We start from the raw sequence: 23,719 nt of genomic DNA, 5'->3' as shown, positions 1-23,719 counted from the left end.
TCCGGACACCGCGCGGAAGCGGTCGGTCCCGTCCGCGGTCAAGGACGGGCAGGCTGGGTGAAGCCGACGGCCTGCCGGCCGGACGCTACGATCGGCTGGTGAGCAAGGCGAAGAAGGGCGGCACGGGCACTCCCGCCACCGTGGCTCTGACCGGTGCGAAGGTCGAGTTCACCCTGCACCCCTACGATCACGACGCCAACGCGCAGGCCTACGGCGAGGAGGCGGCCGACGCGCTCGGCGTGCCGTACGACCGGATCTTCAAGACGCTGGTGGCCGAGGTCGAGAGCGGCCTGGCGGTGGCCGTCGTGCCCGTGGCCGGGAAGCTCGACCTCAAGGCGTTCGCGGCGGCGCTGAAGAGCAAGCGCGCGGCGATGGCCGAGGCGGCCAAGGTCGAGCGGGTGACCGGCTACGTGGTCGGCGGCATCAGCCCGCTCGGCCAGCGCAAGCGCCTGCCGACCGTCATCGACGCCTCGGCGCTGGAGTTCGAGACGATCTACTTCTCGGCCGGGAAGCGGGGCCTGCAGATCGAGACCGCCCCGGCGAACCTCGTCGACCTCGCCGGGGCGATCACCGCCCCTATCGCGAAACTCGGATAGCGGGCTCGGCCAGCGGCCACGACACCAGCCAGGCCAGGGCCGCGAAGACGGGCAGCACCAGCAGGGCGCCGCCCAGCGTCGTGGCCTCGGCGAGCGCGCCCACCAGGGGGCTGGCCAGGCCGCCCACGCTCACGGCCAGGCCGAGCGTGACACCGCTGGCGGTGCCAGGGCGGTTGGGCAGGTAGTCCTGGCCCAGCGTGACGTGCAGCGAGAAGGGCACGTACAACGCCAGCCCTGCGAAGAAGATCCCCGCCAGCGGCATCAGCACCGCCGCCAGCACCGCGGGCACGGCCAGCGCGTAGGCCCAGCGCAGCACCCTGACCCGGCCGAAGCGCGTGGCCAGCTTCCCGCCGAGCACGGTGCCCGCCGCGCCCCCGGCGAACAGCAGGAACAGCGCGACCGCGCCTGCCGTACCACCGCCGGCGTGCAGCGCGGCGAACGCGCTGAGGCCCACGTAGGCGATCGACCTGAACACCATGACGGCGCCCAGCCGCAGGAACGCCCGCCAGTCGTCGCGCGCGTCACCGGCGGGGCCGCCCGCGCCCGGCCCGGCCGCGCCGCCGCGCATGGCCGACACCGTCAGCAGCGCGCCCAGCACCCCGGGGATCACCAAATACGGCGAGGCGGCCAGTCCACCGGCGGCCAGCAGCGGCGTGACCAGCACCGGGGCCAGCGCGAAGCCGAGCGTGCCGCCCAGCGAGAACCAGCTCATCCCGACGTGGCTGCCTTCGCTGGCCTGCCTGGCCAGGCGGGCGGACTCCGGGTGGTAGGCGGCCACGCCGAGGCCCGTCAGCGCCACCGCCAGCCACGTCGGCAGGTAGTCGCCGGTGACTCCCGAGACGGCGACGCCGAGCCCGGCGGTGGTCATGGCCACCGGGACCACCCACGGCATGCGCCACCGGTCGGCCGCCGCGCCGAACGCCGGCTGCACCACCGAGGAGAGCAGGGTGAGGGCCAGCACGATGCCCGAGGCGGCGACGTAGCCGTAGCCGCGCTCGGCGACCAGGAACGGGACCATGGCCGGGACCGCGCCCTGGTAGAAGTCGACGCCGGCGTGCCCCACCGAGAGCAGGGCGATCCTGTGCTTGGCCATGAGGCCATCCTGGGCGGGTTAGGAGGTGGCCCGCTTTCCATAAAATGCCGATTTATGTCGAATTCTCGCCACATGCCGGTTGCCCCCACCGGGAGCCGCCGCCTCGCGCCCGGCACCGGGATCGACGCCCACCGGCACGACGACCACCAGATCGTCCACGCCCGCAGCGGGGTGATCGAGGTGATCACCGAGGCGGGCAGCTGGGTGGCCCCGCCCAGCAGGGCGTTGTGGATCCCGGCCGGGACCGTCCACGAGCACCGCGCCCACGGCTCCACCGAGCTCCGCCTGATCGGCCTCCCGGGCGAGATGGTGACTCAGGATCTCGTGCACGAATCGCCGGGCGACGTGGCCGCCGGGTGGCGGCTGCCGCTTGACCGGCCCGCCGTCCTGTCGGTCGACCCGCTGCTGCGCGAGCTGATCCTGGCCTACACCGACAGCGACACCGACAGCGACACCGACACCGCAACCGGCAGCGGCAGCGCCTTCGAGGGCCCGCAGCGGGACAGGTTGCGGGCCGTCCTGCTCGACCGCCTCCACCTGGCCCCCCGGCAGCCCGTGCACCTGCCCTCCCCCGCCGATCCTCGCCTGGCCCGGCTCTGCCGCCTCCTGCACGACGACCCGGCCGACGAGCGCACCCTGGACGAGCTCGGCAGGGTCGCCGGCGCCAGCGGCCGTACGCTGGCCCGCCTGTTCCGCCGCGACCTGGGCATGACCTTCCCCCAGTGGCGCACCCAGTTGCGCCTGCACCGCGCCCTGCTCCTGCTGGCCGAGGGCGCGCAGGTCACCACGGTCGCCCACCGCTGCGGCTGGGCCTCGGCGAGCGCCTTCATCCACGTCTACAAGCAGGCCTTCGGCCACACCCCGGGCCGCGCCTTTACAATGTAGATCACGACATCTCGGCAAACCCTGCCATCGTTCCGCCACCGGCCCGTGAGGCAGGATCGGACAGGTGAGCGAACTGCACTACATGAGCGCCGTCGAGCAGGCCAGGCTGATCCGCACCCGCCAGGTGAGCGCCGTCGAGCTGGTCCAGGCGCATCTGGACCGGATCGAGCAGGTCAACCCGGGCGTCAACGCGATCGTGACGCTGACCGCGGAGAGCGCGCTGGAACGCGCGAAGGAGGCCGACACGTCCGTCCCGCGCGGCCCGCTCCACGGCCTGCCGATCGCCCACAAGGACCTGGTCGACACCGCCGGCATCCGCACCACGTACGGCTCGCTGCAGTTCGCCGATCACGTGCCCGAGTCCGACGACCTGATCGTCACCCGCCTCAGGGCGGCGGGCGCGATCACGGTCGGCAAGACCAACACGCCCGAGTTCGGCACCGGCTCGCACACGGTCAACGAGGTGTTCGGCGCCACCCGCAACCCCTACGACCGCTCCAGGAGCGCGGGCGGCAGCAGCGGCGGCGCGGCGGCGGCGCTGGCATCCGGGATGGTCCCCCTGGCCGACGGCTCCGACATGGGCGGCTCGCTGCGCAACCCCGCCTCGTTCTGCAACGTGGTGGGCCTGCGGCCGACGCCCGGCCGGGTGCCCGACATCGCCGACAGGGCGGCCTGGTTCACGCTGGCGACACTCGGTCCCATGGCCAGGACCGTGGACGACCTCGTGCTCATGTTCCAGGTGATCTCCGGTTTCCACCCCGGCTCGCCGTACGCGATCACCGAGCCCTTCGCCCCGGACCCTGAGCTGTCGGTGCAGGGCCTGCGCGTCGCCTACTCCCCCGACCTGGGCGGCCTGCCGGTCGACCCGGCCACCGCCGCCGTCACCGCCACCGCGCCGCGGGTCTTCGAGAGCCTGGGCGCCCACGTCGAGCAGGTCGACCTCGACCTGTCGGACGCCGAGGACGCCTTCCGCGTCTACCGGGCCTGGAGCTACGCGATGAACTTCTCCGGGCTGCGGGATCCGGGGCCCAACATCGCCTGGAACGTCGAGCAGGGCAGGCGCGTCACCGGCGACGACCTGGCCCGCGCCGAGCAGCTGCGTACCGGCCTCTACCAGCGCATGGCCGCCTTCTTCGACACCTACGACGTGCTGATCGCGCCGGTCAGCCAGGTGCCGCCCTTCCCGGTCGAGCAGCCGTACGTCACCGAGGTCGACGGCGATCCGATGCCCGACTACCTGGCCTGGATGCGCTCGGCCTACTGGGTCAGCGTGCTGCACGCCCCGGCCGCGAGCGTGCCCGCCGGGTTCACCGAGTCCGGCCTGCCCGTCGGGGTGCAGATCGTCGGCCGGCCCTTCGCCGACGCGACGGTGCTGCGCTTCGCCCGCGCGTTCGAGCAGGTCACGGGGTACGGCACGCGGCGCCCGGCACTGTGACTCACTCTCAAGAGTGAGTCGTGGATGGGGCCGCACCGGCGATCCGCCGGACGAGGGCGGAAACCCAGGATGAGGGGCATGAGACTCCCCTTCGTCCTCGCCCCCGCCCTCGTCACCGCCTACGGCCTGATCCGTCTGCTCGACGGCCTCGACGGCGCCCGCGGCCCCGGCGCCCTGTGGACGCTCGGCCATCTGGCCTTCCTCGCCGCCCTGGCGCTGTTCGTACCGGTCTTCCTGGGCATGCGTTCCGCGCTGGGCCGTACAACCGCCGCCACCGTCACCGTGGCCGCCGGGTTCGCCGGGATCGCGGCGGCGGCGGCGCAGTTCGTCATCGACATCGCGGTCGGGCTGATGGCCGCCGACAAGGCCGAGATGAGCGCCCTGTTCGACCAGGTCCAGTCGGTGCCGGGCGTCGTCCCGGTCGTCTACGCCTTCGGGCCGATCCTGTTCTACCTGGCCCTGCTCGCGCTGGCGGTCCAGCTGGCGGTGGCCCGGCGGATGCCGGTCTGGTCGCCGGTCGCCGTCGCGGTCTCCGTGGCGCTGCCGATCGTGAGCCTGGACCTGCTCCCCCTGGCCGGAATCCTGATGCTCGTCGCTTTTGTCCCCCTCGTACGGGAGCGCCGGTTTGCGTCCGCCTAGTCCACAATGGACGGCGATGATCGCGACGCTCAGGACCAGGATCCCGCCGCTGTGGCTCGACGGCGGCCTCGCAGGGCTGGTCCTGGTCGTCCAGCTCTGGCCGCTGCTGACCCGCGTCCCGCCCGACGGTGTCGCCTGGCACTGGTGGGGGTACGCGGCGGCGTGCGGCGCCTCGCTGCCGCTGGTCGTGCGCCGCCTGGCCCCGATCACGGTGGCCATCGTCACGACCGTGTTCAGCGGCATGTACGACCTGGCCGACCACGCCGCCCCCCAGCCGGTCTGGTACGGCCCGCTGCTGGCGATGTACACGGTCGCCGCGCACTGCGCCTTCCTGCCGCGCATCGCCATCGCCGCGGTCACCCTGGCCGGTGGCGCCCTCACCGTCGGCTCATCCGACACACTCGTCCGCGGCACCGTGCTCGGCGTGGCGGCCTACGCCCTGGGCCGGGCCTCGGCCGCCTCCCGCGCCCACGCGGCCGAGCTGGAGGAGAAGGCGGAGCGGCTGGAGCACGCCAGGCGCCTGGAGGCCGAGCGGGCCGCCGAGCGTGAACGGGCGCGGATCGCCCGCGACATGCACGACATCCTGGCGCACGCGGTGGCGCTCATGGTGGTGCAGGCAGAGGCGGGCCCGGTCGTGGTGCGCACCGATCCCGGCCGGGCCGAGCGCGCCTTCGACGCCATCGCCGAGACCGGCCGCGACGCCATGGTGCAGCTGCGCCGCCTGCTGGGAGTCCTCAAGGAGGAGCCTGGACAGGCAGGGCTGGAGCCGCAGCCGACGCTGGACGGCCTGGACGCGCTCGTGGAGCAGGTGCCCGGGGTCACGGTCGTCCTCACCCGCGCCGGCGAGCCCGGCGGCCTCACCCCCGACGGCGAGGTGGCCGCCTACCGCATCGTCCAGGAAGCGCTCACCAATGTCGTCAAGCACAGCGGCGCCACCCGCGCCGTCGTCCGCCTGGAGTGGGAGAACGAGGACCTGATGCTGAGCATCATCGACAACGGCGCCGGCGCCGCGCCGCCCTCGGGCGGCCACGGGCTGATCGGCATCCGCGAACGCGCCGCGGCCTGCGGCGGCTCGGCCACCGCCGGCCCCCGCGGCGACGGCCGGGGCTTCGAGGTGCTCGTACGGCTCCCGCTGAACCGCCCGACCACCCGCCCGGCGACCGAAGCGGCCGGAGCCGCGACCGAGGAAGAGACCGAGGACCCACGCGCGACCGAAGCGGGCGACGCGGAGACCGGGGAAGCGCGCCCGGCGGCCGGAGCCGCTGACGCTACCAGCGAAGTGGCACGCCCGTGAGCCACGAGCGGGCCTCGGCCAACCCGGCCAATCTGGCCGGCGCGACGGTGCGGGTGGTCGTCGCCGACGACCAGGAGCTCGTCAGGGGCGGCTTCGCGATGATCCTCGACGCCCAGCCCGGCCTGGAGGTGGTGGCCGAGGCGGGTGACGGCCTGGAGGCGATCGCCCTGGTCGACGAGCACCGCCCCGACATCCTGCTCCTGGACATCCGCATGCCCAGGATGGACGGCCTGGAGGCGGCCAGGATCGTGTGCGCCAGAGGCGATACCAAGGTGATCATGCTGACCACCTTCGACCTCGACGACTACGTCTACGACGCCCTGCGTGCCGGGGTGAGCGGCTTCCTGCTCAAGGACGTGCGCCGCGACGACCTGGTGCACGCGGTGCGGGTGGTGGCGGCGGGCGAGTCGTTGCTCGCCCCGGCGATCACCACCAAGCTGATCGCCCACTTCGCCGCCAGGCCGGCCTCCGGGACGCTCTCGCCCGGCCGCCTGGCCGTCCTGACGCAGCGCGAGCGTCAGACGCTGGAGCTGATCGCCCGGGGGCTGTCGAACGCGGAGATCGCCGAGACGATGGTCCTCAGCGAGCACACGGTCAAGACGCACGTCAGCAACCTGCTGACCAAGCTGGGCCTGCGTGACCGGGTGCAGGCGGTGATCGCCGCCTACGAGTCGGGGCTGGTCACTCCGGGAGCCTAGCGATGCCCCCGTTGTAGGGTTGCGCGCCATAGGGCTGGCGCAGCGGCGAACGCCGGTAGAGCAGCACGCCCTCGATGGCGGCGTAGACGGCCAGCGCCATGAACGCCCAGCTCACCAGGACGCTCTGGGTGGTGAGGTCGAGCCCGCCGACGACGTCGAGGCCGGGTGCGGCCGCGGCGACGGTGGCGGCTCCGACGGTGAAGCGGGTGCCCACCCAGTAGGTCACGAACGAGGCCAGCACGCCTCCGGCGGCCAGTCCCAGCACCACCGCCAGGCCGGTCTCGCGGCCGCGCCACCAGGCGACCATGCCGCAGGCCAGGCCGAGCACGCCGGTGATGATCGCGAACCAGCCGTCGGCGGCGATCAGCGCCTGGGTGGTGGGGTCGGCGAGGATCAGGCCCCTGTCGGTCGGGAGGTAGGGCGCGCGCGGCGCCACCCATGACCAGGTCAGCCCGGCGACGGCTCCGAGCGCGGCGAGTACGCCGACGGTCACCGCGAACGCCCGCACTTGCCGCCGCACGCCACGCTCCTCAGGAAGGGTCAGGACCTTCCCGATGGTAACCCGCCTCGCGGACAACCCCGGCAAATCCCTCCAGCAGCGCGGCGAGCCCGAAGCCGAACAGGTGATCCAGGTCGAAGTCGTAGCCCTCGGCGAGGGCGCCCACGACGCGGGTGAAGCTGGGGAACTCGCCCGAGGCGACCACGTCGGGGAAGGTCTGCCGCTCGAGCCACTCGTCCTCGCTCAGCCCGCTCTCCGCCTGCGCCCTGGCCTCGGCCTCCAGGTTGACGGCGATGCCGCGCACGTAGTTGAACAGCGTGATGTGCATGGTCATCTGGGTCTCGGGGGTCAGGCCGAGGTCGACGAGCGAGGCCATCAGCCAGTCGGCGTGTCGCAGCAGGTTGAGCGAGGGGACGGGACGGCCGAGGGGGTTGAGCTGGGCCAGCCAGGGCCGCCTGCGATACAGCTGCCACTGCGCGCGGGCCGACGCCTCCAGCCGCGCACGCCAGCCGCCCCCGGGGTCGGCGGGCAGCACCAGGTCGCCGAAGGCGGCGTCGGCCAGGGCCAGGACGAGCGTCTCCTTGTCGCCGATGTGCCGGTGCAGCGACATGGCGGGCACGCCGAGGCGTCCGGCGACGCCGCGGATGGAGACCGCGTCGAGTCCCTCCTCGTCGGCCAGGTCCAGGGCCGCCGCCACGATGCGGTCGAAGACGAGCTCGGCGTGGTCGCGTCGTCGCGGGCGCCGTTTCGCCGGGGCGGCGACGACGTATCCGACCCTGGGCACCGCCTCGATCAGCCCTTCCTGTCTGAGCACGTCGAGGGCCCTGGCCGCGGTGGCCAGCGCGACGCCGTACGTGCGCACCACCTGCCGGGTGGAGGGCACCGGCTCCCCCGGCCCGCCGAGGCCGCGCCGCAGGTCGGCGGCGATCTCCTGATACCTCTGTCCTAGTACAGCCACCTGCCTTATCCTAGTACAGACCAGTTGTGACGCCTACAAGGTACGCCGTACCTTCATCGACATGAGAAACGTTCTGATTTCCGGCGCGAGCATCGCGGGACCCGCCCTGGCCTTCTGGCTCAACCGCTACGGCTACACCACCACGATCGTCGAGCGCGCCCCCGGCATCCGCCCCGGCGGCCAGGCCGTCGACGTGCGCGGCACCGCCCTGACCGTCATCGAGCGCATGGGCCTGATGCGGGAGCTGCGCGAGGCGGCCGTGCACATGGAGGGCATGTCGTTCGTGGACGGCGAGGGCACGGAGCTATTCCGCGACACCCAGGCCACCCTGACCGGCGGCGTGATCGACAACCCCGACATCGAGATCCTCCGCGACGACCTGGCGGACATCCTCTACGAGGCCACCCGGGGCTCCACCCGCTACCTCTTCGACGACACGATCACCTCCGTCGACGCCGGTACCGGCCACGTCACCTTCGAGAAGCACGCGCCGGAGAGCTTCGACCTGATCGTGGGCGCCGACGGCATGCACTCGACCGTGCGCCGCCTGGCCTTCGGCCCCGAGCAGCGCTACCTGCACCACCTCGACACCTACCTGGCCGTCTTCAGCGTCCCCAACTTCCTCGATCTGGACAGCTGGCAGACCTTCCACCGGCACGACGACCGCATGTGCGGGCTGTACACCGTGCGCGGCAACCGGGAGGCCAGGGCGGTCATGGGCTTCTTCTCGCCGCCCCTCGGCCTCGACCACCGCGACACCGAGACGCCCAGGCGCCTGCTGGAGGAGCGCTTCGCCGACGACGGCTGGGTGGTGCCCCGGCTGCTCGCCGAGATGCGCAGGTCCACGGACTTCCACTTCGACGCGATGGCGCAGATCCGCATGGACTCCTGGTCCACCGGCCGGGTGACGCTGATCGGCGACGCGGGCTACTGCGGCTCGCCGCTGTCGGGCCAGGGCACCAGCATGGCCCTCGTCGGCGCCTACGTCCTCGCAGGTGAGCTCGCCAGGGGCGAGGGCCAGGCGGGCTACGAGAAGGTCATGCGCCCCTTCAGCGAGGCCAACCAGGACTTCGCCCTGCGCATGAACGTCTGGCAGCGCAACCAGGAGGGCGCGCCGCCGTCGGTGGACGAGGTGTCGGCTTTGATCACCCTAAAGGACTACGTTTAGGCGAGTGAACGAAGAAGAGGTCTGGCACATCGAGCCCTCCGGGCCGCTGCGCGGCGATGTCGTGGTCCGGGGCTCCAAGAACGGCGTCTCCAAGCACATGGTCGCCGCCATGCTGGGCGGCGGGGAGAGCACGATTCACAACGCCCCCGAGGTGGGCGAGGTGCACATCACCGCCGCCATGCTGCGGGCGCTCGGCATCGAGGTGGAGATCTCCAACTCGGAGATCCGCATCGCCCGCGGCCCGGAGATCAACCCGCGGGTCCCGGCCGAGTACACCGGGCTCAACCGCATCCCCATCCTGATGCTCGGCCCGCTGCTGCACCTGGCGGGCGAGGCGTTCGTCCCGCTGGTGGGCGGCGACCCCATCGGCCGCCGCCCGATCGACTTCCACGTCGACGCGCTGCGGCAGATGGGCGCCGAGGTCGAGATCTCCGACAAGGGCGTCTACGCCAAGGCCAAGCGGCTGCAGGGCACCCGGATCGTCCTGCCGTACCCGAGCGTGGGCGCCACCGAGACGATCCTGATGTCGGCGGTCCTGGCCGAGGGCAAGACGGTGCTGAAGAACGCCGCCACCGAACCCGAGGTCGTGGAGCTGGCGCTGTTCCTGCAGCGTATGGGCGCGCTCATCGAGCTGTCGCCCGACCGCCGCATCGTCATCGAGGGCGTCGAGCGCCTGCACGGCGCCTCGACGTGGCTCGCGGGCGACCGCATCGAGGCCTTCTCCTACCTGGCCGCGGGCCTGGTGACGGGCGGCGAGGTGCGGGTGCACGGATGCCACCAGGACCGCCTGGTGACCGCGATCACGACGCTGGCGCGCATGGGCGCCCAGTTCGAGATCAACGACGAGTACCTCTGCGCCACCAAACCGCCGGAGGGGCTGCGCTCGGCGGCCGTGCAGACCGACACCCATCCCGGTTTCATGACCGACTGGCAGACGCCGCTCATGGTGCTGTTCACCCAGTCGCAGGGCATGAGCGTGCTGCACGAGACGGTCTTCGAGAACCGCCTGGTCTACGTGCCCGCGCTGCAGAAGATGGGCTGCGAGATCGAGGTGTTCGACCAGTGCCTGGGCGGTCCCGCCTGCCGCTACCACGACACCAACGCCAAGCACTCGGCGGTCGTGCGCGGCGTGTCCAAGCTGCGCGGCGCCGACGTGACCCTGCCCGACATCCGGGCGGGCTTCTCCGCGGTTCTGGCGGCGGCGGTGGCCGACGGCGCGTCGGTGCTGCGCGGGGTGCATCACATCGAACGCGGCTATCACCACCCCTTCGAACAGTTCGTCTCGCTTGGCCTGAATCTGAGCAAAGGAACGGCACCCCGCGTTTGAGCCGCGGCTCCCGGTAAAAGATCACCTTCTGTGAAGGTGATCAAACTGGGTGCGGCCGGAGCGGCCGGCGGAGTGCTCGCCGCGGCGCTGGTCATCCCGGCCGTGGGCGGAGCCGGGCTCGCGGCCAGGAATGTGGCCACCACCTTCGTCGACCTCCCGCCCGCCCCGCGGGAGGAGCCGTTGTCGCAGGTCACCACCCTGCTCGACAAGAACGGCCGCCGCTTCGCGCAGTTCTACGAGGCCAACAGGACCACCGTGCCCCTGTCGAAGGTCTCGCCGGTCATGCGCAAGGCCATCGTCGCGATCGAGGACGCCCGCTTCTACGAGCACGGCGGCCTCGACATCAAGGGCACGCTGCGCGCCGCCCTGACCAACACCCAGGCCGGAGGGGTACGGCAGGGCGGCTCGTCGCTGACGCAGCAGCTCGTCAAGAACATCCTGGTCGAGAATGCCGAGACCGACGCCGAGCGCAAGGACGCGACGGCGCCGAGCCTGGCCCGCAAGATCAGCGAGCTGCGCCTGGCCCTGGCGATGGAGGAGAAGTACCGCAAGGACGAGATCCTGGAGCGGTACCTGAACATCGCCTACTTCGGCGCCGGCGCCTACGGCATCGAGGCGGCTGCCAGCCGGTTCTTCTCCGTCCCGGCGGCCAGGCTGTCGCTGCCCCAGGCGGCCACGCTGGCCGGCGCGGTGCGCACCCCGTTCTCGACAGACCCGTCGCTGGGCTCCAAGCAGCGCCTGAAGCTGGCCGAGCGCCGCGACACCGTCCTGGACCGCATGGCCGAGCTCGGCGTGATCACCGCCAAGGCGGCGGCCGGGGCCAAGAGGGCTCCGCTGGGCCTGCGCATGACGCCCGTCCCGGGTGGCTGCGAGGCCAGCCGCTATCCGTTCTTCTGCCTCTACGTGCAGCGCGAGCTGCTGTCCAACCCGGTCTTCGGCAACACCGTCCAGGAGCGGCGCCGCCGCCTGTCGCGCGGCGGCCTGGTGTTGAAGACCAGTCTCGACCCCACGGCCCAGCGGGCGGCGGAGCGGGCGATCTCCTCGCGGGTGCGCCCGCAGGACACCGAGGTGGCGGCCGAGGCCATGGTCGAGCCGGGCACCGGGCTGATCCGCGCGATGGCGGCCAGCAAGAAGTTCGGCCGCAATCCCGGCAACAAGAACAACGGGCCGCGCACCACCTACAACCTGCCCGCCGACGTGGCGCACGGCGGCGGCATGGGCTTCCAGGCGGGCTCCACGTTCAAGGTCTTCACCCTGGCCACCGCGCTGCAGCAGGGCTGGCGTTTCAACCAGGGCTTCGGCACGCCGGGCAGGTTCGTGCCGTCGGCGGGCTTCCGCGACTGCTCGGGCCACCCGGTCAACGACCCCAACGCCAAGATCTACAACGCCAGCGGCGAGGGCAAGGGCGGGCCGCACAGCCTGTCGACCGGCACCTGGAAGTCGGTCAACATCTTCTACATGATGCTGGAGCGCAAGGTCGGGCTCTGCAACGTCGTGCAGACCGCCAGGTCCCTGGGCATCGCCCGCGCCGACGGCGGCAAGCTGCGCGAGGTGCCCACCTTCACCCTGGGCGTCAACGAGATGGACCCGGTGACCGTGGCGGCGTCGTTCGCCTCGTTCGGCGCCCGCGGCCGCTACTGCCGCCCGCAGGCGATCGTGGAGATCCTCGACCGTGAGGGACAGCGCACCCGGATCTCACCCGCCTGCGAGCAGGCGCTGGACCGCGAGGTCGCGGACGCGGTCAACCACGTGCTGCGCGGTGTCTTCTCGCAGGGCACCATGAAGGGCCAGAGCATCGGCAGGCCGGCCGCGGGCAAGACCGGCACCAACAACGGTTACACCTCCGCCTGGTTCGCCGGATACACGCCGGACCTGGCGGCGGCGGTGAGCGTGGGCGACATCCGCGGTTCCTACCGCTACCCGCTCACCGGCGTGCAGATCGGCTCCCGCTATTACGGCTCCGTCCAGGGCGCCGCGCTGCCCGGCCCGATCTGGGTGTCGTCGATGGCGGGCGCGTTGCGCGACACGCGTGGCACCGGCTTCGTGGGGCCTGACATGGGCCGATTCGGCGGCGGCCACACGCCGGGCCTGGAGAAGGCGCTCAAGGCGGAGCGCCGGGCCGCGGAGGCGCGGCGGTGGGGGAACAGTCCGCGATGGGTTCGTGACCGTTTGCCCCGCCTTCGCTGGTACCGTCGCCACTGACCTGTTCCGTTCCGCTTCCATTGAGGGTTTCGTCACCGCATCGCAATAACGCGGTTATGTGACGGGATTGACCCGCTGTGTCAGGGGGTGGATAACTTCCGGAGGGGGTCCCCTAGCCCACGGAGTCGTAGATGAGCGATGTGGCCGCGGCCAGGCTGGTCGGACGCGACGGCGAGATGCGGATCCTGCGGGAGGTCATGACCCACCCGCCCTCCGTCGCGCTGGTCGAAGGCGAGCCGGGCATCGGCAAGACCCGGCTGGTGCGCGCCGCGGCGGCGCAGACCTGCGGGCCCGGCCGTACCCTCCTCCTGGGCCACTGCCACCAGCTGCGCGAGCCGTTCCCGTACGGGCCGGTCTTCGAGGCGCTGCGCGACCTGCCGCAGGAGCGGCTCGGCGAGCTCAGCCCCGTCACCGGGGCGCTCCACGCGCACCTGCCCGAGCTGCTGCCCGTGCTGCCGCCCGCGCCGCCGCCGCTCGCCGACCCGGGGGCCGAGCGCCACCGGCTGTTCCGGGCGGTGCGCGAGCTGCTGGCCGCGGCCGGCCCCGCCGTACTGATCATCGAGGACCTGCACTGGGCCGACGACGGCACCCAGGACCTGTTACGGTTCCTGACCGGCCGCCCGCCCGAAGACCTGGCCCTGGTGCTGACCTACCGCCGGCCCGCCACCGGGCTGCCCCTCGGTTACGCCAACGTCGTCGTCTCCCTCCAGCCGCTCGACGCCCGCGACGTCGGCCTGCTGGCCGCCGCCCTCCTGCATCGCTCCGACCTGCCGCCCGACTTCGCCGGGCGCCTGCACGAACGCACCTCCGGCATCCCGTTCCTGGTCGAGGAGGTGGTGCGGGCGCTGGGCCCGCAGCAGAGCCTGGAACAGCTGCCGGTCCCGCTGATGCTGCGCGAGGCCACCGCCGAGCAGCTGGCCCGCCTGTCCCCCGCCGGGCTGGCCGTCGCCCGCGCCGCCGCCGTCCTGCGCCTGCCGGTCGGCGAGGGCCCGCTGGCCGTCGTCGCCGGCGACCTGGACGGCCTGGTCGAGGCCCTGCGGCTGGGGGTGCTGCACGAGCACGGCGACGGCCGCTACGGCTTCCGCCACCCGCTCGCCCAGGAGGCCGCCTACGCCACCATCCCCGGCCCCGAGCGCCGCCAGGCCCACGAGCGCGCCGTGGCCGCCCTGGCCGACGCCGACCCGCCGCCGCTGGTGCAGCTCACCTTCCACGCGCGGCGCGCGGGCGATCTGAAGGCGTGGCTGGAGTACGGCACGGCGGCCGCGCAACGCGCCGCCGCGATCGGCGACACCCCGCTGGCCGTCGAGGTGATCGAGAGCCTGCTGGCCGATCCCGACCTGCCCGCCTCCGAGCGCGCGCCCCTGGTGCTGCAGCTGAGCAGGCTGGCGATCGCGGGACTGTCGCACCGGCGGGTGATCCGGCTGCTGCGCCACCTGCTGTCGGACGAGGAGCTCTCGCGCGACCTGCGCGGCGAGGCCAGGCTGGCGCTGGGCATGATGCTCTCCTTCCAGGTCGGCGAGGTGGCGACCGGACGCCCGGTCCTCAAAGCAGCCCTGAGGGAGCTGGAGGACCAGCCCGCGCTGGCCGCCCGCGGCTGGGCCAGCCTGGCCATGCCGGGCTGGGGCGGCGAGCACGTGTCGGTCCAGGAGGAATGGATGGCGCTGGCCGAACGGCTGGCCGCCGCGGGCGGCGACCCGGAGCAGAGCACCGCCGTGCAGGCCAACCGGGCCGCGCTGGCGATGGCGATGGGCTCGCCCGAGGTGCTGGAGCTGGCTCCGCGCCTGCCCGTGCACGACCCGTCGGCCGCCGTGCGGCGCCAGGTGGCCCGCGCCTACTGCAACCTGTACGACCTGTCGGCCACGCTGGGCCTGTTCACCCTGGCCAAGGAGTACGGCAGCGTCGGCATGCCGCTGGCCGAGGAGGTGGGTGCGCCCTTCCCCGCCTTCCTCGCGCAGGGGGTGGCGCTGCGCATCGACTGGATGACCGGCCGGTGGGAGGGACTGGCCGCGCGGGCCGCCGCGCTGGTCGAGGAGACCGCCGACCTGCCCTTCAGCGGCGTCGAGGCGCATCTGGTGCTGGGCTGGCTGTCGATGGCCGCCGGCGAGTGGACCGAGGCCGAGAGCCACCTGGCCGCCGCCGGGGTCAACCAGCCCGACTCCATCTACGTGCCGATGGTCTTCGCCGCCTGGGCGGGCATGATCGAACTGCATCTGGCCAGGGGCAATCCGCAGGCGGCCGCGCGGGAGGCGGATCTGGCCGTCGAGAGGCTGCGGCGCAAGGGGGTGTGGGCCTGGGGCGACCAGCTGGTGCCCGCCGCCGTCTCGGCCTACCTGGCCGTGGAGCGCTCCCACGAGGCCACCGTGCTGGTCGAGGAGCTCGCGCAGGGCATCGAGGGCAAGATGGCGCCCTCGGCCGGCGCTGGGCTGCATCTCGCGCGCGGCCTGCTCGCCTCCGGCGATCCCCGTCGGGCCGCCGAGTACTACGCCAGGGCCCGCGGCGCCTACGCCGCCATGCCCCAGCCGTACGCGGCCGCCAGGGCCGGCGAGGCCGAGGCGGGGGCGCTGCTGGCGCTGGGTGACCGTACGGCGGCGGCGAACGTGCTGGCCGAGGCGGCGGAACGGTTCGCGGCTCTGGGCGCGACCAGGGACGCCGCCCGGTGCAGGCACGCCCTGCGGGAGTACGGCGTGGCCGCACCCGCGCCCAGGCGCACCGGGGTGCTGTCCCAGCGCGAACGGGAGGTCGCCCGCCTCGTCGCGCTGGGCCGTACGAACAAGGAGATCGCCGAGGTGCTGTTCCTGTCGAGACGCACTGTCGAGACCCACGTCGCGACCCTCCTGCGCAAACTCGGCGTGCGATCGAGAACCGAGATCGTGGTTCCGGCTGAGGATCAGTCAGCCGGAACCACGACGGGCGATCACTAGACGGTGATGCTCCACCAGTCCAGGATTCCGGTGTCACCGGCGTAGACGTCCTCGATGTACAGGACCCAGGTGCCGGCCGCCTGCTGGGTCACCGGCACCGAGAAGGTGCGGGTGCCGAAGACGGAGCAGGAGGTGCCGCCGGGGGCCCGGAGCTGGTACCACGTGCCGTTCGGGCCGCGCAGCCAGATCCCCAGGTCCTCGATGCAGGTGTGGTTGCTGGTCACCGAGAGCTGGACCGGCGACTGCGCCGTCCCTGTCGCGGTGGAGGTGATCGGCGACTGGATGTAGGTGTAGTCGCGGATCGTGTAGTTGGTGTCGTTGCGGAAGGTCCGCCCTGGCTGGGTGCCCTGGACGGTCAGCGAGTAGACGGTGGTCTTGCTGCCGCTCGCACCGGCGCCGGTGATCGTCACCTGGTAGCTCCCCGCGGGGGTGGAGGCCGTGGTGCTGATCGTCAGCGTGCTGGCGTTGCCGCTGGTGACGCTGGCCGGGTTGAACGAGGCGGTGGCCCCGCTCGGCAGCCCGGAGGCGCTGAGGTTGATCGTCTGCGCGTTGCCCTGGGTCGTCTGCGTGGTCACCTGGGTGGTGACCGCCTGGCCGGCCTGGACGCTGCCGCTGGACGGGTTGGTGGCGATGGAGAAGTCCTGGCCGGGAGTGGAGGTCCCGACGGCGAGCTTCCAGATCGCGTAGGCCGCCGCGTCGGCCGCCCGGTCCAGCACGGTGTCGTTGATGTTGCTGACGGTGTCGCACGCCGCGTGGTAGCAGCGGTCGTAGGCCTGTCCGGCCGTACCGCCCCACTTGGCCGCCTGCGCCGTGGTCTTGGTGTAGCTGGCGCCGGCGGCGACACCGGAGGTGGCGATGCCCGCGTTGCGGAAGGAGGCGTCGTCGGAGCGGTTGGCGCCCTCGGTGTTCTCCTCCGGCTGCAGGCCGAGGGCGTCGTAGAACGCCTTCAGGTGCTGCGCCGCGGTGGTGGTGATGTTGTTGATGAAGTAGCCGCCGTTGGGCGAGCCCACCATGTCGTAGTTGTGGTAGACCTGGATCGCCTGCCGCTCGGCGGTGGTGAGGGAGGCCACGTAGCCCTCGGAGCCGTTCAGGCCCTGCTCCTCGTCACTCCACCAGCCGAACCTGACGTGCTTGGCCATCGTGGGGTTCTTCGCGGCCAGCGTCAGGGCGACCTCCAGCAGTGCGCTGGAGCCCGACGCGTTGTCGTTGATGCCGGGGCCGGCCGAGACGCCGTCGAGGTGGGCGCCGGCCATGATCACCTGGTTGGTGTCACCGCCCGGCCAGTCCGCGATCAGGTTGGGTCCCGCGCCGGAGGTGCAGGTGGAGCCGCAGTTCTGCCGCCTGGTCGTGTAGCCGGCCGCCTGCAGCTTCTGCTCGATGTAGGTGACGCTGGCGGTGTAGCCGGGTCCCGTCGAGCGACGGTTGCCGCCGTTGTTGGCGGCGATCGTCCCGAACTGGTTCACGTGCGCCTTGACGTTGGCCAGGCTGATGTCCGGCGGGTCGGTCGGGGATGGCCCGGAGCCGACACGCAGGGAGTAGGTGGCCGTGTGCGTGGCCGTCTGGCCGGTGCCCGTGATCGTCACCGTGAAGGTGCCCGCGGGGGTCTGTGCGGACGTGGAGATGGTCAGCGTGCTGGAGTTGCCACTGGTCACGCTGGCCGGGCTGAAGCTCGCGCTCGCCCCTGAGGGCAGGCCGCTCGCGGTCAGGTTCACCGTCTGCGCGTTGCCCGAGGTCGTCTGGGTGCCGACCGTGGTGGTGGCGGACTGGCCCGGCTCGACGGTGCCCGAGGCCGGGTTGGTCGAGATCGAGAAGTCCTGGGACGGCGCCTGGCAGGTGGGCTCGCCGGACTGGACCGGGACGCTCACCGCGTTCCAGGCGGCCTTGGTCGTGGCGCACTCGACGCTGTTGGCGCCGTAGAGCTCCACCGCCGCGGCCAGGCTGGCGCTGCGCACGTTGGCGTAACGCCAGGACGAGGTCTTACGGCCGAGCGCGCCCATGAAGATCTTGCCGGCCTTCTGGATGCCGATTCCGGTGACAGAGGAAGGTCCACCGGAGCAGATCGGGCTGTTCGGCTTGCCGCCGCCGGGGCTGGAACCCTCGGCGAGCAGATAGAACCAGTGGTTCAGCGGTCCGGCCGCGGCGTGCACCTCGGTGTTGGGGATGCTGCTGGACCAGCAGTTCGGGTCGCCGACGCGGCTGGGGTCGTGCATGTACCTGATCGGGCCCTGGCCGACGAGGTTGACCTCCTCGCCCACCTCGTAGTCCGCCGGGTCGTTGGCGTTGCCGGCGTAGTGCTCGGTGAGCGCGCCGAAGATGTCGCCGGTGCCCTCGTTGATGCCGCCGTTCTCGTTGCCGCTTCCGGCACCGCCCGGCGTCGTCTGGAAGATGGCGTGGCCGTACTCGTGGGCGACCACGTCCATCGGGGTCACCTGGCGCTGGCTGTCCTGGGAGCGGCCGAAGTTGGTGTAGCTGCCGTTCCAGTAGGCGTTGACGTCCGCGAGGCCGACGCGGGCCGGGAAGCCCCTGCCGGCGCCGTCGATGCCGTTGCGGCCGAGCCACTCGCTGAGCATCTTCCACTCGGTCTGCGCGCCGTACAGCGTGTCGACGCAGGCGGTCTCCAGGTTGGTGCCCTGGCCGTTGCCCCAGACGTCGTCGGGACCGGTGTAGGCCGAGCCGTTCTGGCCGCCGCACTGGAGGCCGGGACGGCTGGTGTCGACCATGCGGTAGGTGCCGCTGGCCTGGCTGGTGTCGATCGTGACGCTGCCGTTGTAGTAGCCGCTGCCCGAGCCGGCCAGGGCGCTCTGCGCGCCCGCCTTGACGCTGACCGGCCCCTGGACGGCGGCGCGCGTGCCGAAGCTGCTCAGGCGCACCTCGTCGTAGGAGTCGGCGATCGCGCCCGACCTGGCGTCGACGAAGACGTGCTGCTTGCTCGGCTTGCCCGCGGCGACGCCGTGCACGACGGTCTCCCAGGCCAGGATCGGCTGCGCGCCCCAGGCCAGTACGACCAGCCTCGGGGCCTCGGCCAGGTCGACCTTGTCCAGCTTGCCGCGCGAGATCCTCGCCGCGCGCTCGGCGTTGACCCTGGGCCGGATGCCCAGGTTCTCCGGGCTCGGCCCGCTGGCCGCGGTGGTGTCCTGCACCTTGCCTTCCGAGTCGGTCACCACGACCGCGTCGCCGCCCACGACGGGCAGGCCCTTGTAGGTCCTGTCGTAGGAGACGTAGAACATGCCACTGGCGCCGGCCGTGACGGCTCGGCGCCAGTAGGTCTCGTCGGGTCCCTTGCGTAAGGCGTCGAGGCCGCTGGAGACGGCCTGGTCGGCCGCCGCGGCGGCACGCGCCCCGGGGTCGGCTGCGGTCAGGCTGGGTCGGGGATCCTTCGGCGGTGCCGCCGCCACGGCGGCAGGGGAGATCGCCAGGGCGGCTGTGGTGGCCAGCCCGGCGACAGCCGCGAGGAGGGCTTGTCGTCTCACTCGCCAGCTCCTTTCATGGTTGCCTCCGCGCCTGACCCTCGTGGGGGCAGGCGCGGACGCTATCTGGGGGGTGAGGTGAGCTAGGCTCACCTGGCGGCTTGACCGTAGATCCTCACTGGGTGGCAGGACATCCGTATCGGGATCGGTATCCGTACGTAAAAGCCGCCCCACTGGGCGATCTCCGAGGATTACGTACTCCTCGGAACGGTGCGTAGGCCCCCCTGAGGGATCTTCCTTACTGCCTGTCCTGACTGGGAGGATGCACATACAATCGCGCCGGTGAGCCCGCAGCGCAGCAATCGCCTGGCCCTCATCGAGGGCACCCTGCGCTGCCTGGAGCGCCTGCCTCCCGAGCGCATCACGGCCCGGGTGATCGCCGAGGAGTCGGGCGCGAACGCGGCCTCGATCAGCTACCACTTCGGCTCCAAGGACGACCTGATCACCGAGGCCGTCATCCTCGGCCTGGACCGGTGGCTGTCGCGCATCGCCGACGAGCTGACCTCCGTGCCGAAGCCCGAGCGGCCGCGCCGGGCGGGCGACCTGCTGGAGACGAGCCGCCGCTCCGGCCTGGCCGCCCACCTGCTCACCTCCCTGGCCAAGGCGCAGCACGACGAGCGGGTCAGGAGCCTGCTCGCCGACGGCTTCCTGCGCACACGCCCGGCGCTGGCCGCCGTCCTCGGCCTGGGCGACGACCCGGCCGGCCACGACGCGGCCGGGCTGGTGCTGGCGATGTTCAACGGCCTGCTGTTCCAGTCGCTGCTCGACCCCGCGCTCGCACTGGAGGGCACCCGCATGCGCCAGGCCCAGGCCCGGCTGCGTACGGCACTGCCGCAGGCGGGAACCTGAGCCACGCCCGCGGCTCCGGAGGAGCGGGCGTGGCTTCCTCCCGCGTGGACCCCGCGTCAGAATGAATCATGGCCGCCAGCCCGCTCGCCGAAGGCGATCCCCAGCGGATCGGCGGCTACGTCCTGGCGGGGCGGCTCGGCGCGGGCGGCCAGGGGGTGGTGTTCGAGGGGTACGGCCCCGATCGTGCCCGCGTGGCGATCAAGGTGCTTCACGCCGACGTGGCCATGCTGCGCCCGATGAACGGGGAGGTGGCCGCGCTCCTGCGGGTGGCTCCCTTCTGTACGGCCCGCATCATCGAGTTCGATCTCGACGCCGCCCGGCCGTACCTCGTCAGCGAGTTCGTCCCCGGCCCCAGCCTGCGCGCGGTCGTCCAGGAGCACGGGCCGTTGCGCGGCGAGGAGCTGTATCGGCTCGCCGTGGGGACGGCCACCGCGATGGTGGCCGTTCACAACGCCGGGGTCGTGCACCGTGACCTGAAGCCGGACAACGTGCTGCTCGGCCCCGGCGGTCCGCGTGTGATCGATTTCGGCATCGCCCGGCTGCTCACCGGCCCGGTCTCCTCCGGCGCCCACGGTCCCGTCGGCACGCCGGTGTACATGGCACCCGAGGTGCTGCGCGGCTCGGCGGCAGGTCAGGCGGCGGACGTGTACGGCTGGGCTGCCGTGATCCTCTACGCCGCCACCGCCCGCCTGCCGTACCGGGCCCACGCGCCCTATGCCGAGCTGCCGGAACCCGTGCGCTCGCTCGTCCTGTCCGGGCTGGCCGAACACCCCCAGGACCGGCCGGACAGCCGCGACCTGCTCCTGCGGCTGCTCGACCACCGCCCGGACCCGGCTCGCCTGATGGAGGCGGGACGCGCGGCGGCCGGCGTGATCGGCCCGCGCGACAGCGCCGAGGATCCGCCGCTGGGCGAGCGCGCGGAGCGGGTCTTCCGGGCGCTGCCCCCGGCCGAGCAGGCCGCGGCCGCCGGGGTGCTGCTGCGATTACTGGGCCCGGACGACCGGCTCAGGACCGCGCCCACGGACGAACTCGGCGACGACCCCGCCGTACGCGCCGTCGTCGAGGCTTTCGCGCGCGCCGGAATCCTGACCACGTCCGGCGACGGCGTCGCCATCGCCGCCCCCGCCCTGCCGGTGGCCTGGCCCCGGCTGACCGGCTGGCTCGACGAGGAAAGGCCCGGGCAGGCCGACCACCACCGCCTGCGCGAGGCGGCGCGCATGTGGGCGGCCAACGGCCGCAGGGACGCCGACCTCGACCAGGGCTCGGCGCTCGAACGCGACAACCGCTGGGCGGCGGGAGCCAGGCGCAACCTGAGGCTCAACCCCCTCGAACGAGACTTCCTGGCAGCGTCGTCCGCCCTGGCCGGACGGCGGGTGCGGCGCCGCCGGCTCCTGCTGATCACTCTCGCGCTGCTGCTGTCGCTGACAGCGGTCCTGGCCACGCTGGCCGAGAGCCAGCGCCGGGTCGTCGTCGCCCAGCGCGACGAGGCGATCGCCCGCGGCCTGGCGGCGCGTGTGCCCTCCCTGCGCACCCTCGCCCCGTCCACCGCCCAACTGCTCAGCGTGGCCGCCTGGCGCATCTCGCCCGTGGCCGAGGCGCGCACGAGCGTGCTGTCGTCACTCGCTCAGCCGCAGGTGGCGCTGGGGATCAAGGGGGCGTATCTCGCGGTCGCCGACCACGGCCGCGTCCTGTCGTGGGACAGCGACCGGGCGGAGATCTGGGACCCCGGTTCGCGCACCCGGGTCGCCACGATCGGCTCACCCGGGTGCTGCACGAACGCCTTCCTCAGCCCCGGCGCCTCCACGCTCCTGACCATCGACGCGTCGCAGACCGTCACCCGCGTCTACGACGTGCGAAGCGGCAGGCTCCTCGGCGAGGATTCCGCGCCCGGCAACAGCGCCGCCTTCAGCGCCGACGGCCGCCGCGCGGCGACCTTCACCTACGCCTCCGGCAGGCCGGTCACCGTGTTCGACCTCACGCGCGGCAACCGGGTGGCGGACGTGACCAGGAAGAACGTCATGGCGGTCGCCCTGTCCCCCGACGCCTCCACGCTGGCCATCGCCGTCGAAGGGCGGCGGGTGGAACTGGTGGACCTCGCCTCGGGGCGGACGACTCGCGCGTTCACGGTGCCCGAGACGGCCGAGGAGGTCGAGCAGGCGAGCGAGCAGGAGGTCCGCAGGCTGAGGTTCACCGCCGACGGGACCACGCTCGTCTCGAACAACGGCGAGCTCCGCTTCTGGGACCCCTCCTCCGGTGCCGAGCGTGTGGATCACGTAGGCGCCGGTCACATCACCCACCAGTTCGCGCTCGACGCGAGCGGCCGATGGCTGGCGACCGCCGACGGGCAGAGCGTGCGGTTGTGGGATCTGCGCACCGGCCGCTCGACGACCGTCATGTCCCCGCTGCCGCAGGCAGCCGACGAGATGGCCTTCGCCCAGGAGGCCCGCAGCCTGGTGATCCTGCCCAGGACGGGCGAACCGCTGGCCGTCGACCTCGTCCCCTACACGGCTCCCCCGCGACTGCACGGCATGGGCGGGGAAGCCACCGGCGCCGCCCTGTCGACGCGGTCCGGCCGGATCGCCATGACGGCACCGGACGGCATCCGCGTCTGGGACCTGCACTCACGCCGCCAGATCGGCCCCACGACCGTCTACACCTCTCCCAGCTCCTCTTCCTCTGAGCCGAAGAGCACGTCCGCCTGCACCGGAGGCGACGACCCGTTCCGTGAGGTGGACCTCAGCCCGGACGGCACCCTCCTGGCCGCCATCACCCCCGACGACGCGGTTCGCGTCAGCGAGGTCGGCACCGGCCGCGAGGTGGCCCGTCTCGTCGACCGCCCCGCCCGCCGGCCGGGCGACACGTGGGGGCAGCAGGCCGTCGCCTTCAGCCCGGACGGCAGGACGCTGGTCGCCTCCGGAGCCCACCGCGTCCCGCCCGGATGCCACCGGGCGGAGCTCGTCACCCAGACCTGGACAGCAGCCTCCGGATGGCGGCGCGCCCACACCACGCCCGGCGTCCGGGGCCCGTTCGCCTTCACCCCGGACGGCACCGAACTCGTGGCGCTGGACAACGACGGCCTCGTCCTCATCGACCCCGCCACCGGGCGGCTCCGATGGCGCACCGACACGAGCCACCTTGTCATCGGCCTGACAGGGCTCACCCCGGACGCCCGATCCGCGCTCGTGCCCGCCGACGCCCTCCACCAGGTGGAGCTCGGGACGGGCAGGCTGCTCGAATCCCCGCTCACCGGGGCCGACGGCGTGGATTCCACCGCCCCCGCCCCGGACGGCCGCACCCTGGCGACGGCCGACCGGGGCAACCGCATCCGGCTGCTCGACGCCCCCACGGGGGCCGTGTCGGACCTGGCCTTTCCTGGATGGGACGACTCCGTGCTCGCGCTGGGCTTCTCCCCTGACGGGCGCACCCTGCACGCCGTGACCAGCACGGGCATCGTGTATTCGCACATCACGGACGCCGAGCGAGCGGTGGAGCTGCTGTGCGCCCGCGTGGGACGGCAGCTGACGCGGGGTGAGTGGGAGCAGCACCTGCCGGGGGTGCCCTACCGTGACGTCTGCTGACCGCTCGGCGGCTGTCGCGGGTCCTGGGGCTGTCGCGGGTCCTGGGGCTGTCGCGGGTCCGGGCGTCAGGGGCTCGGAGGGGCTGTCTGCGCGGGGTCGTGTCGACACCG

The 23,719-nt window shown here is 72.6% G+C and carries 16 protein-coding genes; 12 read left to right on the top strand and 4 right to left on the bottom strand.

Annotated elements, in window-relative coordinates; translation table 11 throughout:
• Positions 1 to 98: 98 nt before the first annotated feature.
• Positions 99 to 596 carry a Cys-tRNA(Pro) deacylase gene (gene ybaK / locus HNR30_RS05325; RefSeq protein WP_312894240.1) on the top strand — a complete coding sequence of 166 codons (498 nt, stop codon included), beginning with the start codon at positions 99 to 101 and terminating at the stop codon, positions 594 to 596.
• Here ybaK and HNR30_RS05320 read toward each other — a convergent pair.
• The gene (locus HNR30_RS05320) at positions 577 to 1,689 is read right to left on the bottom strand and encodes an MFS transporter (protein ID WP_181608492.1); all 1,113 of its coding nucleotides are present in this window, start codon (positions 1,687 to 1,689) and stop codon (positions 577 to 579) included. The genes ybaK and HNR30_RS05320 overlap by 20 nt on opposite strands.
• 72 nt (positions 1,690 to 1,761) lie before the next feature.
• On the opposite strand from HNR30_RS05320, the gene HNR30_RS05315 reads away from it, so the two are divergent.
• The 5 genes from HNR30_RS05315 (at position 1,762) to HNR30_RS05295 (ending at position 6,640) form a co-directional block, all read left to right on the top strand.
• Entirely contained in the window at positions 1,762 to 2,574 is an 813-nt protein-coding gene (locus HNR30_RS05315) for an AraC family transcriptional regulator (protein WP_246377159.1), read from the top strand.
• Positions 2,575 to 2,638: 64 nt separating this feature from the next.
• Positions 2,639 to 4,009 (top strand): amidase, encoded by a 1,371-nt coding sequence (locus HNR30_RS05310; protein WP_181608490.1) that lies wholly within the window; start codon positions 2,639 to 2,641, stop codon positions 4,007 to 4,009.
• 78 nt (positions 4,010 to 4,087) lie between these two features.
• The gene (locus tag HNR30_RS05305) at positions 4,088 to 4,648 is read left to right on the top strand and encodes a hypothetical protein (protein WP_181608489.1); all 561 of its coding nucleotides are present in this window, start codon (positions 4,088 to 4,090) and stop codon (positions 4,646 to 4,648) included.
• Positions 4,649 to 4,664: 16 nt separating this feature from the next.
• Positions 4,665 to 5,942 carry a sensor histidine kinase gene (locus tag HNR30_RS05300; protein ID WP_181608488.1) on the top strand — a complete coding sequence of 426 codons (1,278 nt, stop codon included), beginning with the start codon at positions 4,665 to 4,667 and terminating at the stop codon, positions 5,940 to 5,942.
• The gene (locus HNR30_RS05295; protein ID WP_312894239.1) at positions 5,939 to 6,640 is read left to right on the top strand and encodes a response regulator; all 702 of its coding nucleotides are present in this window, start codon (positions 5,939 to 5,941) and stop codon (positions 6,638 to 6,640) included. Before HNR30_RS05300 ends, HNR30_RS05295 begins: the two co-directional genes overlap by 4 nt.
• On the opposite strand, the gene HNR30_RS05290 is transcribed toward HNR30_RS05295, so the two are convergent.
• Positions 6,624 to 7,160 (bottom strand): hypothetical protein, encoded by a 537-nt coding sequence (locus tag HNR30_RS05290; protein WP_246377158.1) that lies wholly within the window; start codon positions 7,158 to 7,160, stop codon positions 6,624 to 6,626. The genes HNR30_RS05295 and HNR30_RS05290 overlap by 17 nt on opposite strands.
• Positions 7,161 to 7,170: 10 nt before the next feature.
• The gene (locus HNR30_RS05285; protein WP_181608487.1) at positions 7,171 to 8,097 is read right to left on the bottom strand and encodes a TetR/AcrR family transcriptional regulator; all 927 of its coding nucleotides are present in this window, start codon (positions 8,095 to 8,097) and stop codon (positions 7,171 to 7,173) included.
• A 61-nt stretch (positions 8,098 to 8,158) separates the two neighbouring features.
• On the opposite strand from HNR30_RS05285, the gene HNR30_RS05280 reads away from it, so the two are divergent.
• The 4 genes from HNR30_RS05280 (at position 8,159) to HNR30_RS49050 (ending at position 15,715) form a co-directional block, all read left to right on the top strand.
• Entirely contained in the window at positions 8,159 to 9,265 is a 1,107-nt protein-coding gene (locus HNR30_RS05280; protein WP_181608486.1) for an FAD-dependent monooxygenase, read from the top strand.
• 4 nt (positions 9,266 to 9,269) lie between these two features.
• Entirely contained in the window at positions 9,270 to 10,592 is a 1,323-nt protein-coding gene (gene murA / locus HNR30_RS05275) for a UDP-N-acetylglucosamine 1-carboxyvinyltransferase (RefSeq protein ID WP_181608485.1), read from the top strand.
• A 30-nt stretch (positions 10,593 to 10,622) separates the two neighbouring features.
• The gene (locus HNR30_RS05270) at positions 10,623 to 12,794 is read left to right on the top strand and encodes a transglycosylase domain-containing protein (protein ID WP_181608484.1); all 2,172 of its coding nucleotides are present in this window, start codon (positions 10,623 to 10,625) and stop codon (positions 12,792 to 12,794) included.
• Positions 12,795 to 12,925: 131 nt separating this feature from the next.
• Entirely contained in the window at positions 12,926 to 15,715 is a 2,790-nt protein-coding gene (locus HNR30_RS49050) for an ATP-binding protein (protein ID WP_181608483.1), read from the top strand.
• Here the strand turns inward: HNR30_RS49050 and HNR30_RS05260 are convergent.
• Positions 15,712 to 19,185 carry a M28 family peptidase gene (locus tag HNR30_RS05260; RefSeq protein ID WP_312894238.1) on the bottom strand — a complete coding sequence of 1,158 codons (3,474 nt, stop codon included), beginning with the start codon at positions 19,183 to 19,185 and terminating at the stop codon, positions 15,712 to 15,714. The genes HNR30_RS49050 and HNR30_RS05260 overlap by 4 nt on opposite strands.
• Positions 19,186 to 19,464: 279 nt before the next feature.
• Between HNR30_RS05260 and HNR30_RS05255 the strand changes: the two genes are divergently transcribed.
• Together HNR30_RS05255 and HNR30_RS05250 are read left to right on the top strand one after the other, a co-directional pair.
• Positions 19,465 to 20,031: a TetR/AcrR family transcriptional regulator gene (locus HNR30_RS05255; RefSeq protein WP_181608481.1), complete on the top strand. Its 567-nt coding sequence runs from the start codon at positions 19,465 to 19,467 to the stop codon at positions 20,029 to 20,031.
• A gap of 68 nt (positions 20,032 to 20,099) precedes the next feature.
• Positions 20,100 to 23,609, top strand: coding sequence for a serine/threonine-protein kinase (locus HNR30_RS05250; RefSeq protein ID WP_181608480.1), 3,510 nt, complete (start codon positions 20,100 to 20,102; stop codon positions 23,607 to 23,609).
• Positions 23,610 to 23,719 lie beyond the last annotated feature (110 nt).

It is taken from the genome of Nonomuraea soli (assembly GCF_013761175.1).
In the GTDB taxonomy this organism is placed as follows: Bacteria; Actinomycetota; Actinomycetes; order Streptosporangiales; family Streptosporangiaceae; genus Nonomuraea; species Nonomuraea soli.
The sequence above is the reverse complement of the archived record's forward strand: the minus strand, read 5'-3'. Positions and strand labels throughout refer to the sequence as shown.